General features: G+C 63.5%; 15 protein-coding genes. 9 read left to right on the top strand and 6 right to left on the bottom strand.

Annotation, left to right across the window (positions count from 1 at the left end; all coding sequences use genetic code 11):
- The first annotated feature begins 277 nt into the window (after positions 1-277).
- From GCN74_RS19135 to GCN74_RS19155, 5 genes are all read left to right on the top strand, one after another.
- Positions 278-931, top strand: a complete 654-nt coding sequence (locus tag GCN74_RS19135) for a phasin family protein (protein ID WP_152258145.1) — start codon at positions 278-280, stop codon at positions 929-931.
- A gap of 139 nt (positions 932-1070) precedes the next feature.
- Positions 1071-1742, top strand: coding sequence for a TetR/AcrR family transcriptional regulator (locus GCN74_RS19140; protein WP_152258146.1), 672 nt, complete (start codon positions 1071-1073; stop codon positions 1740-1742).
- 49 nt (positions 1743-1791) lie between these two features.
- Entirely contained in the window at positions 1792-2565 is a 774-nt protein-coding gene (locus GCN74_RS19145; RefSeq protein WP_152258147.1) for a hypothetical protein, read from the top strand.
- 11 nt (positions 2566-2576) lie between these two features.
- Positions 2577-3122 carry a TIGR00730 family Rossman fold protein gene (locus GCN74_RS19150; RefSeq protein WP_193317163.1) on the top strand — a complete coding sequence of 182 codons (546 nt, stop codon included), beginning with the start codon at positions 2577-2579 and terminating at the stop codon, positions 3120-3122.
- A gap of 301 nt (positions 3123-3423) precedes the next feature.
- Positions 3424-4026, top strand: a complete 603-nt coding sequence (locus GCN74_RS19155) for a PEP-CTERM sorting domain-containing protein (RefSeq protein ID WP_152258149.1) — start codon at positions 3424-3426, stop codon at positions 4024-4026.
- Positions 4027-4158: 132 nt separating this feature from the next.
- Here GCN74_RS19155 and GCN74_RS19160 read toward each other — a convergent pair whose 3' ends face one another.
- The 3 genes from GCN74_RS19160 to GCN74_RS19170 all read right to left on the bottom strand — a co-directional run bounded on the left by GCN74_RS19160 (position 4159) and on the right by GCN74_RS19170 (position 5767).
- Positions 4159-4671, bottom strand: coding sequence for a YgjP-like metallopeptidase domain-containing protein (locus GCN74_RS19160; protein ID WP_152258204.1), 513 nt, complete (start codon positions 4669-4671; stop codon positions 4159-4161).
- 134 nt (positions 4672-4805) lie between these two features.
- Positions 4806-5219, bottom strand: a complete 414-nt coding sequence (locus GCN74_RS19165; protein WP_152258150.1) for a KGG domain-containing protein — start codon at positions 5217-5219, stop codon at positions 4806-4808.
- 35 nt (positions 5220-5254) lie between these two features.
- Positions 5255-5767 (bottom strand): phasin family protein, encoded by a 513-nt coding sequence (locus GCN74_RS19170; RefSeq protein ID WP_152258151.1) that lies wholly within the window; start codon positions 5765-5767, stop codon positions 5255-5257.
- Positions 5768-6112: 345 nt separating this feature from the next.
- Here GCN74_RS19170 and purU point away from each other — a divergent pair, with 345 nt between their 5' ends.
- Both purU and GCN74_RS19180 read left to right on the top strand, forming a co-directional pair.
- Entirely contained in the window at positions 6113-6994 is an 882-nt protein-coding gene (purU, locus tag GCN74_RS19175) for a formyltetrahydrofolate deformylase (RefSeq protein ID WP_152258152.1), read from the top strand.
- A gap of 50 nt (positions 6995-7044) precedes the next feature.
- A complete protein-coding gene (locus tag GCN74_RS19180; RefSeq protein ID WP_086139415.1) occupies positions 7045-7587 on the top strand; it encodes a YaeQ family protein in 543 nt (180 codons plus the stop codon).
- A gap of 60 nt (positions 7588-7647) precedes the next feature.
- Here the strand turns inward: GCN74_RS19180 and GCN74_RS19185 are convergent, their stop codons facing one another.
- A complete protein-coding gene (locus GCN74_RS19185; RefSeq protein ID WP_152258153.1) occupies positions 7648-8433 on the bottom strand; it encodes a head GIN domain-containing protein in 786 nt (261 codons plus the stop codon).
- A gap of 188 nt (positions 8434-8621) precedes the next feature.
- Here GCN74_RS19185 and GCN74_RS19190 point away from each other — a divergent pair, with 188 nt between their 5' ends.
- Positions 8622-9257 (top strand): SAM-dependent methyltransferase, encoded by a 636-nt coding sequence (locus GCN74_RS19190; protein WP_034786181.1) that lies wholly within the window; start codon positions 8622-8624, stop codon positions 9255-9257.
- Between the two features lie 115 nt (positions 9258-9372).
- Here the strand turns inward: GCN74_RS19190 and GCN74_RS19195 are convergent, their stop codons facing one another.
- Both GCN74_RS19195 and GCN74_RS19200 read right to left on the bottom strand, forming a co-directional pair.
- On the bottom strand, positions 9373-10647 hold the full coding sequence (locus tag GCN74_RS19195) for a cytochrome c (protein WP_152258154.1): 1275 nt from the start codon (positions 10645-10647) through the stop codon (positions 9373-9375).
- A complete protein-coding gene (locus GCN74_RS19200) occupies positions 10644-11378 on the bottom strand; it encodes a c-type cytochrome (protein ID WP_152258155.1) in 735 nt (244 codons plus the stop codon). Before GCN74_RS19200 ends, GCN74_RS19195 begins: the two co-directional genes overlap by 4 nt.
- 140 nt (positions 11379-11518) lie before the next feature.
- On the opposite strand from GCN74_RS19200, the gene GCN74_RS19205 reads away from it, so the two are divergent.
- On the top strand, positions 11519-12931 hold the full coding sequence (locus tag GCN74_RS19205; protein WP_152258156.1) for a PLP-dependent aminotransferase family protein: 1413 nt from the start codon (positions 11519-11521) through the stop codon (positions 12929-12931).
- The last annotated feature ends 11 nt before the right edge of the window (positions 12932-12942 follow it).

Here is a 12942-nt window from a genome sequence, read left to right on the forward strand (position 1 = left end):
GTGACCGTGATGGGGATTGGACGGCAGATGGGGTGCAAGTTTGCGCCACTGCTTTTCAGTAAGGTCAGTTCGGCTCATCGTCCTATGACCATTCAACCCTAATTAAGTTCAGTCAGACAGACCCTAGGCGCCGCCGCGCAAGCCGCCGGCCGGGACGTGCGCTGGCGCACGATTGGAAGCCGATTTCTATCGAATTAGACTCCCGTCTCTAGTTTTGCTCACTAGAATAAAAAACATCCATGAAGTGGCATGGCCTTTCAGATGACGGGAGCTGGCGATGGTGAAGAAATTGAAGGAGCTGACGGAAGACAAGGAACTGGCAAGCGCCGTGCGCTTGTCCGCGCAGCAGATCTGGCAAGCGGGTCTCGGCGCCTTCGCCAAGGCGCAGGAAGAGGGCGGGCGCGTGTTTTCCAAGCTGGTCAAGGAAGGCACGGAATTCCAGAAGCGGGCCGAAGACAAGGTGGCCGATGTCAGCGACAGTGTCAGCAGGCTGGCCGATGGCGTGGGCAAGCAGGCCAGCGGTTCCTGGGACAAGCTCGAGCAAGTGTTTGAAGAGCGTGTCGCGCGCGCGCTGGCCACCATCGGCGTGCCCCGGCAAGACGATATCGCCGCGCTGCACGCGCGGATCGATGCCTTGAGCCGGCAGGTGGCGGCGCTGTCGGCCGAGGCCGCGCCGGCGGCCAAACCAAAGGCTGCGGCCAAGCCCGCCGTGAAGGCGACGCCGAAAGCGGCATCGAAAACCGTCTCGAAAGCCGCGCCGAAAACCGTAGCGAAAGCGGTCGCCGCCAAGGCCCCGGCCAAGCCGGCAGCCAGGGCTGCGCCGCGCGCCGCGGCCACGCCTGTGAGCAAGGTAGTGAGCAAGCCGGCAAGCAAGGCGGCGAGCAAGCCAGTGACTAAGCCGGCGGCGAGGAAAAAAACACCGTCCGCCTGAGTTGGCGTCGCATCCCGCCCGGCCTGCTCGCGCAGGCTTTTTTTTGCCCCCCGTTTTCACCGGCGCCGGCAGGCGCAGTGTTTCATTACGGCTATTTTAGGTGGTATGCTTGCGGCAGAACACAGAGAGATTGCCCGCCATGCTACAAAAAGCACCACGCCGTACCCGCGAACGCATCCTGGAGTTGTCGCTGCGCCTGTTCAATGAGTTTGGTGAGCCGAATATCACGACGACCGTGATTGCGGAAGAGATGAACATTTCGCCGGGAAACCTGTATTACCACTTCCGTAACAAGGACGATATCGTCAATTCGATCTTCGTCCAGTTCGAGGCGGAAATCGAACGCATCCTGACCGTGCCTGACGGGCGCCGTTCGAATATCGAGGATGTCTGGCTGTACCTGCACCTGATGTTCGAACTGATCTGGCGCTACCGCTTTTTCTATCGAGATCTCAACGATTTGCTGTCGCGCAACCGCAAGCTGGAACTGCACTTCAAGCTGATCCTGGCGCACAAGATCAAGGTGGCCACGCAGCTGTGCGAAGATTTGCGCAGCGAACAGTCGCTGGAAGCGTCGGACATGGAAGTGGCTGCGATGGCGACGAACATGGTGGTCGTCGCCACCTACTGGCTGTCGTACGAGTATGTGCGCAACCCGCGCAAGTACAGCGAGCAGCAATCGATGTCCGATGCGCTGGCGCGCGGCTGCTACCAGGTGCTGTCGCTGATCGGGCCGTATTTGCGCAATGAAACGCATTTGTTGTTTCGCAAACTGTCGGAAGAGTATGTGACCAAACTCAAGAGCGACTGACAGGGCCGCTGGCGGCAAGGCGGCAAGTCGTTATTTACAGGAGACATGTATGGCTTGGAATCAATTTCCCTATCCGGATGACGCATATGTCTACACGCCGCAGACCCTGGAGGCGGCCTGGGCGCGCCTGCATGCGGGCGACGTGGAACCTTTTCCCACGCACCCGGTGCTGCTGCAGGCCTGGCTGGCCTTTCACGCGGGCGACTTCGAGCGCGCGGCGAAGCTGGGCCTGGCCGTCGGCGTGCCCGGCTATGCGGTAGCGCACAAGGCCACCTGCATCTACGCCACGCACCTGGAAGTGAGCGACAGCCAGAAACTCGACATGTACGAAGAAGTGGCGGAACGCTGCGAGCGCCAGCAGAGCGAGCAGCCGGACAATCCGGCCGGCTACTACTGGCATGCCTACAGCCTGGGCCGCTATGCGCTGGGGACTTCCGTCGTCAAGGCCCTGGCGCAGGGCATGGGCGCCCGCGTGCGCAACAGCCTGGACCGCACGATGACGGTGGCACCCATGCATGCGGAAGCGCATATTGCGTTTGGGATTTATCATACGGAAATTATCGACAAGGTCGGGGCCATGATCGGCAACCTGACCTATGGCGCCAACAAGGAAGACGGCTATCAGCACTTCAAGACGGCGCTGGCCCTGACGCCGTATTCGGCGCTGGCGCACAGCGAATATGCGCGCGCCTTGAACATGCTCGACGGAAAGAAAAAGCTGGCGGAAGCGCTGGCCCTGTATGAAAAGGCGGCCGATTGCGTGGCACTGGACGCCAAGGAACGCCTCGAGGTCGAGGCGGCGATCGATGAACTGAAAGGATAAGGATTACTGTGATCAAGGCTTTATGTGTGTACTGCGGCGCCAATGCGGGCGTCTCGCCGGACTATGCCGTGGCGGCGCGCGCACTGGCGCGCGTGCTGGTGGCGGAAAATATTTCACTGGTGTATGGCGGCGGCAAGGTCGGCCTGATGGGCGTGATCGCCGATGAAGTGCTGCGCCTGGGCGGCGAGGTGACGGGCGTGATTCCCACCCAGTTGGTCGAACGCGAAGTGGGCCACACGGGCTTGACGCGCCAGTTCATCGTGAAGGACATGCATGAGCGCAAGGCGATGATGGCCAGCCTGTCCGATGCCTTCATCGCCATGCCCGGCGGCTATGGCACCCTGGAAGAACTGTTCGAGATGCTCACGTGGGCCCAGCTGGGCCTGCATGCCAAGCCCATCGGCTTGCTCAATGTCGACCGTTTTTATGATGGCTTGATTGCTTTCGTGCAAAACGGCAAGGAGCAGGGCTTCATCCGCCCGCAGCACGCGGCCTTCCTCAACGCCGATGCCGATCCGGCAGCGCTGGTACAGCGCCTGAAGGAGTGCGCGCCCTAGCATCGCCGAAGTCCAGCGATACAGCCATGCCCTGGAAAGTGCATGGCTTTTTTTATTTCTGTACGGGAAAATTGATCAAGCTCAATTAATTAATTAATAAAAATGTGGCCATTTTGTTTCCCTTGAGGCATGTTTTTTTGAAAATGAAGATGCTTTTTATGCATTAGTGTGGTCTACTGGAATTGTTCAAAAGACAGGCATGTCGGACACCCAGCGAGGCGCCTCCCGTTTCCCGCTACGACGCCTAAGTATTGCAAGTTGCCACAACCTCGCTACTTCATCATTTTGAAAGGATGCTACTGTGAAACCAATGACCCTCTTGCGCACGGCTGCTGTCGCTGCCATCCTCGCCGCCGGCGGCGCCCACGCTCAAACCACCATCATCGGCTTTGATGCGCTGGAACACCCCGGCATCCTCGGATCCGTCTTCGACTCCTATTCCGAAGGGGGCTACAATTTCGACAGCAGCTTCCTGGGCTTGCTCAGTTCTGCCCATCAAAGCAATTTTGCCTATGCGGGCTCGGCCGGCCTTGGCGCCACGGTGCTGACGACAACCACACTGAGCCGTAACGATGGGGCCGCATTCTCGCTGAGCTCGATCAGCCTGGCCGACTTCGTGAGCTTGCCCGGCCCCTACGACGTGACTTTCGTCGGCCATCAGGCAGGCGGCGGCACGGTGACCCAGACCTTCAGTCTCGATGGCAGCCATACTTTCAGCAATTACACGTTCACGGGCTTCAACAACCTGCTATCGGCATCGTGGCAGGAAGGCGCCCTGCACACCTTCCAGGTCGATAATATTGCCGCCAGCGTCAGCGCCGTGCCGGAACCGGCCACATACGGCATGATGCTGGGCGGACTGGGCCTGCTGGCCTTCCTGCGCCGCCGCAAGAACGCCGCCTGAGCCTGGCGCCGCCTGGCGCAGGCCACGCCAGCGCATGCGTAAGCCACCGCCCGTTTCAGCCGGCGGCGATACCCACAGGCTGGCGCCCGTCACTACGCCCCGGAGTTTCTCCGGGGCGTAGTCATTCGTGCGTCACGACCACAGGGGCTGGCCGGACAGGTCGAGCTGGGTCAGGTACAGGCGCACGTCGAATTCGTACTGGTGGTACTGCGGTTCCATATATGTGCACAGTTTGTAGAACGCCTTGTCGTGCTGCTTTTCCTTGACATGCGCCAGTTCGTGCACGGCGATCATGCGCAGGAATTCCAGCGGCACTTCCTTGAACATGGTGGCCACGCGGATTTCATGCTTGGCCTTGAGCTTGCCGCCTTGCACGCGCGAGATCGAGGTATGCAAGCCCAGCGCATGCTGGATCACATGGATCTTGCTGTCGAACGCCACCTTGTTGATGGGTTCGGCATTGCGCAGGAATTCCGTCTTCAAGTCTTGCACGTACAGGTACAGCGCCTTGTCGTTGCGCACATCGTGCGCATTCGGGTAGCGTTTTAGCAGGACTTCGCCCAGCTTGTCCTGCGCGATCAGTTGTTGCACTTGCGATTGCGTTTGTTCGGAATAGGCGCTCAGGTATTTCAGGGATGGCTGCATGCGGGGAAGGGCGGGATGGAAGGCGAGGCGAGAATGTACCATACCGCCGCGTCCGGTGCTGCGCCAGCCCCGGCACGGGGCCGCCAGGGCTGCCCCGTGCCGTCGTCTAGCCGCGCGCTGCCGGGGCGGCCCGGTCAGCCCTTGTCGTCTTCGTCCTTGCTGCCCTGCCGGCCAGTGCGTCCCTGCTCGGTGCGTCCCTGCTCGGTACTGCCGCTGCGCGTGGCCGTGCCGCTGCGGCTTTCATTGGCGCGCTGGGCCGATTGCCGGCTTTCGCCACCCTTGCGGCCGATTTCCGCCATGTGTTCGCGGTTGCGGCTGACGGCTTCTCCGCCTTTCTGCCCGGCCCGGCGCGCTTCTTCCGAGTCGAATTCGTGCGCCGTGCCCTTTTGATGGGCTGCCTGGCCGCCCTTGCTGGCAATTTCGCGTTGCTGCTCCTCATTCATGGCGGCGAAGCCGCGCTTGCTCGTGCCTTTGGCGCTGCCCGATTCGCCCGCTTTCTGGCTGCTGCCAGCGCCTTTGCCTTGTTCATTGCCTTGATTGTTAGCCATGTCGGTCTCCTTGCTATCGAGTGGGAATCAGATGCTCAATGCGCCTGATCGGATTGTCTGCCCGTATCGCGGCTGCGGCCCGCGCCATCGCGGTGGCCCGTGGCCTGCATTTTTTCGATCATTTCACGCTGGCGTTGCGTGGCTTTTTCCGTTTCTTCGGCCGTCTTGCGCACCACTTCGTCAGCGAAGGCCATGGCCGTGCGGCTGGTTTCGGGCAGGTGGTTTTCTGCCGTGCGGTTCATTTCGACATTGGCGTTGGCGACGAGACTGCCGAGTTGCTGCTGGTACTGGCGCAGCTTGTCGTTACCCGGCTGCAACTGGGCCGCGGCCAGCGACAGGAACTCGCCCGTGTCGCGCGCGCACAGCAGTCGCTGGCTGGCGTTGCTCCATTCCTGCAGCAAGTCTTGCGCCAGCCGCAGGTGCAGTTCGCTCAATTGCTGCGCCGTATCGAACAGCTTGCGTGACAGTTCCGTGGCGAAATTGCACTGGGCCTCCAGATGGGACTTCAGGGCGGGGCTGAGACTGGGGGAAATACTGTTTGTGAACATGTTCTACCTCAATGAAAAACTGATCCAGGAAACACCCGGTGCACCGGATGCGGCGTATGGTGAGACAAGCAAAGAGATAGACGCCGGATGGCGTGCCAGGTTCCACGCCAGATGCCGCTTTGGCGCGAGAATGGCCCCTGGCTGAGGGAAAAACGCGATGACTTTGTGCTAGATCAAATGAACGTGAATTGGCTTGCCGCCGTCGGCCGCCATGCTGCTTGTGTGGAAAATGCAGGTTTACGGGCCCGGCCGTGCGACAATAGCCGGCTCGCGGCAGCGCAGCCGATGGCCGGCGCGCGTGGCTGAGCCGAGCATAGCCCTACTTTTTTGCCTTATTCCGCGACCATGACGCATCCCGAATACATCCTGACCCTGTCCTGCCTGGACCAGCGCGGCATCGTGCACCGCGTGTCCGGCTTCCTGGCCGAGCGCGGCTGCAACATCCTCGATTCCGCCCAGTTCGGCGACCAGGAATCCCAGCTGTTCTTCATGCGCGTGCATTTCGCGCTGGAAGACGGCGCCGTCAGCGACGCCCAGCTGCGCAGCGACTTCGCTGACCTGTCGCAAGCCATGCAGTTGAACGGCCCTTTCCACGGCCAGCTGCACGATGCGCGCGTCAAGCCGCGCGTGATGCTGATGGTGTCGAAGATCGGCCATTGCCTGAACGATTTGCTGTTCCGCTACAAGAGCGGCTTGCTGAACGTGGAAATTCCCGCCATCGTGTCGAACCACATGGAGTTCTACCAGCTGGCGGCCAGCTACAATATTCCCTTCCACCACCTGCCGCTGGCGGCGGGGGCGCCGGAAGCGGCCAAGCTGGCGCAGGAAGCGAAGATCGTCGAGCTGATGGACACGCACAAGATCGACCTGGTGGTGCTGGCGCGCTACATGCAGATCCTGTCGCCGGGGCTGTGCCAGGCGCTGGACGGCCGCGCCATCAATATCCACCATTCCTTCCTGCCCAGCTTCAAGGGCGCCAAGCCGTATGCGCAGGCGCACCACCGCGGCGTCAAGCTGATCGGCGCGACGGCCCATTTCGTCACGGGCGACCTGGATGAAGGCCCGATCATCGAGCAGGACGTCGAGCGCGTCGACCACGCGATGGATGCCGAGACCCTGACGGCCATCGGCCGCGACGTCGAGTGCGTGGTGCTGGCACGGGCCGTGAAATGGTTCGTCGAGCACCGCATCCTGAAAAATGGCGACAAGACGGTCGTCTTCCGCTAGATTGGCGGGCAGCATTTACTTACCTGATTGATTACTGAGACAGAAATACGATGGCCCTTAAAGCAACAATTTTCAAAGCCGATCTGCAGATCGCCGACATGGACCGCAATTATTACCAGGATCACGCGCTGACCCTGGCGCGCCACCCGTCCGAAACGGACGAGCGCATGATGGTGCGCCTGCTGGCATTTGCCATCCACGCCGACGAGGCGCTGACCTTCACCAAGGGCCTGTTCGACACGGAGGAGCCCGACCTGTGGCAGAAGGATCTGACGGGCGCCATCCAGCTGTGGATCGAGGTGGGCCAGCCGGACGAAAAACGCATCCTGAAGGCCTGCGGCCGTTCGGAACAGGTGATCGTCTACAGCTATGGCGCAACCAGCCACATCTGGTGGAAGCAGATCGCGAACAAGCTGGAACGGGCGAAGAACCTGACCGTGATCAATTTGCCGTCGGAAGCGGCGCAAGACATGAGCAAGCTGGCGCAGCGCACGATGCAGCTGCAATGCACGATCCAGGATGGCCAGATCTGGCTGACGGACAGCGTCGACACGGTGCTGATCGACCGCGAACCGGTGAAGCCGGCCCGCTGATTCTGGCTGTGTGAAATGCAGAAAGCCCGGAGCGATCCGGGCTTTTGTCATTGCGGGCGCTTAATTCGGCGCCGCGCCCAGGCGCCTGATGCTGCTCGAACGCTGCATGCTGCGGCTGATGCGCGGGTCGCCGTAGTAGCTGACTTCGCCCGAACCGCCGATGCTGACGGTCAGGTCGTCCTTGGCCCATACCTCCGCTTCGCCCGAGCCGCCGATGCTCACCTGCACTTCGCGCGCGCCCAGGCGGCCCGCCTGGATATTGCCCGAGCCGCCGATCGATGCCGTCAGCTGCTCCGTCTTGCCGCTGGCCTTGAAGTTGCCGCTGCCGCCGATGGCCACGGACACCATGCGGCTGTCGAGGTCGCGCGCGTGGATGGAACCGGAGCCGCCCACGTCGAAGCGCAGCTTCTCGGCGCGCAAGCCCGTTGCCGTGATGTTGCCCGAACCGCCCACGCTGACGCGCTCCACCTGCCGCGCCTGGATGACGATGTTCAGGCTGCTCTGGCGGAAATTCGCGTTGCGCTTGGCGGGGCGGATGCGCAGGGTGCCGTTTTCCACCGCCGTCTCGATCAGGGGCAGGATATTGTCGTCGGCTTCGATGGTGATGCTATCCGTGTTGCCGATGCGCAGCTCGACCGTGCCCGGCACGTTCAGCGCCACGCCATGGAAACTGCCGACATCGCGCGTCTGCTTCTGCAGCTTGCCGCTGCCCTGGATGCTGTTGCCGGAGATCCAGTCGAGCGGCGACGCCAGCGCCGGCGCGGCGGGGAGGGCCAGCGCGCAGGCGGCCAGCAGCAGGGCGGTGGCGGCGCGGGCCTGGCGGGGATGGAAAAGTGGATGTGTCATTCTGGCTCCCTGTTTTGAGTTGGTATGCATGCATGGTATGCGAAGCGGCCACGCTTGCGTACTGCGCTGCGACAGACTGCGGCAGCGGCGGCACAGAATGCAGGAGGATGCGACAGGATGGCATGAGGTATCATGCGTGGATTGGACATACGACGACCGGCAGGTGCCGGTCCCACTACTGGAATTACATGCTGATCATCACCATCAAACAGGGCAAGGAAAAGAGCTTGCTGGGCCAATCGTGGATTTACGCGTCCGCGATTGAAAAAGTCGAAGGCAAGCCGCAGGAAAAAATGAAGCCGGGCTCGACGGCCATCGTGCAAAGCTCGTCGAAGCAGTTCATCGCCCGCGCCGCCTACAATTCGAAGTCGCAGATCCGCGCGCGCATCTGGAGCTTCAAGGAAGACGAACCCGTCGACCACGCGCTGATCAAGCGCCGGGTCAAGGCCGCCATCGAGAAAAAATTAACTGCCATCAAGAAGGCGGGCGAGAACCAGCTGCTGACCCTGATCAAGGGCGAAGACGAGGGCTTGCCGGGTCTGGTGGTGCAGCTGTTTGGCGGCGTGCAAGGCTATCTGATCTGCGAATTCAACGCGGGCGGCGTCGATGCGTGGAAAGTGGCCATCGTGCAATCGCTGATGGCCTCCACGGGGTGCGTGAACGTGTACGAGCGTTGCGACGACCTGATGCGCAAGGGCGAAGGCTTGCCCCTGATCGACGGCGCCCTGGCCGGCGAGGAGCCGCCCGATGAAGTCATGCTGACGGACAATGGCGTGCGCTATGCGCTGGACCTGAAGACGGGACACAAGAGCAAGTTCCGTTGAGGACTGCTGTTTGAGATGAAAAAAAACCGGCGCTGGCCGGTTTTTTTTCGTATGCGTGCCTGCAAAACGTTCAGGGCAAGGCGATGCAAGCCGCCATGGACGTTCTGCAGGCGCCTTACTCCAGCGGCACGCTGCGGTACTTGTTCACCTCCAGCGCCGACACGGCCGGCGCATCATTGCCCCATGACGCGCGCAGATACGTGACCACGGCGGCCACTTCGGCGTCATCCATGACGGGGCCGAACGGCGGCATGCCGTAGGGGCGCGGATTGCCGCTGGTCCCGGGCGCGAAGCCGCCGTTGAGCACGAGGCGGATGGCGTTGACGGCCGAGACGGTCGTCAGCGCGCGGTTGCCGGCCAGCGGCGGGTAGCCGGGCGGCACGCCCTTGCCGTCGTCCCCATGGCAGCTTGCGCATTGCGCCTCGTACAGTTTGGCGCCCAGCGCCAGTTGCTGCCGGGCTTGCTCCGAGGTGTCGCGCGGCGTCCGTTTGACCGCTTGCGCGGGGCCGGGCAGGCTTTTCAGGTACACGGCCATCGCCTGCACGTCGGCCGTGCCCATGTGCTGCAAGCTTTGCCGCACCACCTCGGCCATGGGGCCGAAGACGGTGGCGCGCGGCGACACGCCCGTTTGCAGCAATTCCACGATATGCGCCGTGTCCCAGTCGCCCAGGCCCGCTTCCGCGTCCGACGTCAGCGACGGCGCGTACCAGCCCAGCACGGGGATCAGGCCGCCCGACAGGCCGTCGTCGCTGCCGCCCAGGGTGCTGCGGCTGCTATGGCAGGCGCTGCAGTGGCCCAGGCCCTGCACCAGGTAGGCGCCGCGGTTCCATTCCATGCTTTTTTCCGTCAGCGGCTGGTACACGCCCGGCTTGAAGTACAGCGCGCGCCAGGCGGCCAGCGCGATCTGCTGGCTATAGGGGAAGCGCAGCGCGTGCGGCGCGTTTGCCTGCCTGTGCGGCGGCACGCTCTGGAAATACGCGTACAGGGCGTCGCTGTCTTCGCGCTGCACCTTGGTGTAGTTGGTGTAGGGAAAGGCCGGATACAGCAGCCGGCCGTCTTTCGACTTGCCGTTGTGGATGGCGCGCCAGAAATCGTCGGCCGTCCAGCTGCCGATGCCCGTTTCCCTGTCGGCCGTGATGTTGGGCGAGAGCACCTTGCCGAACGGCGTCTGCAAGGCCCGTCCCCCCGCGTACGGCACGCCGCCGCGCGTCGTGTGGCAAGCCATGCAGTCGCCCGCCTTGGCCAGGTAGGCGCCGCGCGCGACCAGCTGTTCCTGGCTCAGGGTGCTGGCAACCGCGGGCGGCAGCTGGTCGTCGTCCGGGTACAGCAGGAATGTGGCGCTGCTGCCGGCGACCAGCACCAGGCCGGCCGCGATCATCCATGTCTTCATGGCGCCACCTGCGCGCTGGAACCGGGCACGCCGCCGCAGTGCAGCGGCAAGGGCAGGGCGATGCCGGCGGCGGGACGCGCGTCGGCGCCGGCCACCTGCGTGCCCAGCCAGGCCGACACGGCGCCCACGTCGGCGTCCGACAGGCGCTGGGCCACTTGCGCCATGCAGTCGGGCGCGTGGGCGCGGCGGATGCCGTTCTTCCACGCGCCCAGCTGGGCGTTGATGTAGTCGCGCGGCAAGCCCAGCAAGCCGGGGATGGCGGGCGCCACGCCGGCCAGCTTCTCGCCGTGACAGGCGATACAGGCAGGAATCTTCTTGCCGGGATCGCCGTGCAGCACCAGCTGCCTGCCGCGCGCCAGGGCCGCCGTGCCGGCGCCGCTGGGCTGGGCCGGCGGCGGGGCAGGGTGCTGCGCCGCGAAGTAATCGGCGATTTCGCGCAGGTAGTCGTCCGGCAGGTGCTCGACCATGTAGTTCATCATCGGATACTGGCGCCTTCCCTCGCGGAAATTGAGCAGCTGGTTGTACAGGTAGCCGGCCGGCTTGCCGGCGATGCGGGGAAAGAAGGCGTCGTGGCGCTCCTTAGGCGCATGGCAGGCCGTGCACGCCTTGATGCGCTGTTCCAGGCTGTCGTGGCTGGCGGAGACGGCGGCGGGAGCGGCCAGCACCATGCCGGGCAGCGCGGCGGCCAGGGCCAGCAGGGAGAGGGAATGCAGTTGCCTGGAAAGTCGCATGGAAAGGTCACCTGTCTCGTCGGTCGGTATGGCGTGCCGGTGTTGCTCCCCGGATGTTGTTACCCTAGCATATAACGGGTGCTGTCACGGTGACAGGATCAGTTGTGCAATAAAACTACGGATCAGTTTGAGGAGCAGGGTTGAAACGATATGAGGAATTGGCGGAAGAAGTGGCCGCCATGATAGCCACGCAGCTGTTGCTGCCGGGCAATAAATTGCCTTCCGTGCGCCAGCAGCACGCGCGCAGGGGCGTGAGCCCGTCGACGGTGTTCCAGGCGTATTATTTGCTCGAGGCGCGGGGCATGATCGTCTCGCGTCCCCGCTCCGGCTATTACGTGGCGCCGCAGCGCGCCGCGCTGGCGCCCGAGCCGGACAGTTCCCACCCGCTCGACGCCAGCACCACCGTCGATGTCAGCGATCTCGTGTTCGAAGTGCTGGGCGCCGCGGGCGCGCGCGATATCGTACCCTTTGGCTCGGCCTTTCCCAGCCCCCATCTGTTCCCGATGGAACGGCTGGCGCGGGCCGTGTCGGCCAGCATGCGCCGCCTCGACCCGTGGAGCACCGTCACCGATTTATCCCTGGGTAATGCCGAACTGCGCCGCCAGATCGCCCTGCGCTACCAGCTCGACGGCGTGCCCGTTTCCAGCGACGACATCGTCATCACGAATGGCGCGCTGGAAGCGCTGAACCTGTGCCTGCAAGCCGTCACGCGGCCCGGCGACACGGTGCTGATCGAGTCGCCCAGCTTCTATGCCTGTCTGCAGGCGCTGGAGCGGCTGGAGCTCAAGGCTGTCGAGATCGCCACCAGCCCGCGCGACGGGGTTGATCTGGCGGCGCTCGAGGAATTGCTGCAGCGCCATCAGCCCAGGGCGTGCTGGCTGATGACGAGCTTCCAGAATCCCCTGGGCAGCCTGATGCCGCCGGAAAAGAAGCGCGCGCTCGTCGCGTTGCTGGCGCGCCATGGCGTGCCCCTGATCGAGGACGACGTATATGGCGAGCTGTACTTCGGCAAGCAGCGCCCGGGCTTGACGAAAAGCCACGACAGCGCGGGCCTCGTCATGCATTGCAGCTCGTTTTCCAAGACCCTGGCGCCCGGTTTCCGGCTGGGCTGGGCCGTGGCGGGCCGCTACGCGCGCCAGGTCGAGCGATTGAAACTGACGACCAGCCTGTCGGCACCGATCCCGCTGCAGATGGCGCTGGCCGACTACCTGGCGCAGGGCGGCTACGACCGCCATTTGCGCCAGCTGCGGCTGACCCTGGCGGCGCAGCAGAACACCATGCTGCAAGCCATCGCCGTGCATTTTCCGCCCGGTACGCGGGTCACGCGGCCGCAGGGCGGCTATTTCGTCTGGGTGGAGATGCCTGCCAGTGTCGACGCGCTGGCCTTGCACCGCAGCGCGCTGGCGGCCGGCATCAGCATCGCGCCCGGCCCCATTTTTTCCGCCACGCGCGCGTTTCGCCACTGCGTCCGCCTCAATTACGGCCACCCGTGGAGCCCGCAGCTGGAAGAGGCCATCGCCACCCTGGGACGGCTGGCGCAGGCGGCGGCGTAAGGGGGCATGCA

This window comes from Janthinobacterium sp. FT14W, assembly GCF_009208755.1.
Lineage (GTDB): Bacteria > Pseudomonadota > Gammaproteobacteria > Burkholderiales > Burkholderiaceae_D > Janthinobacterium > Janthinobacterium violaceinigrum.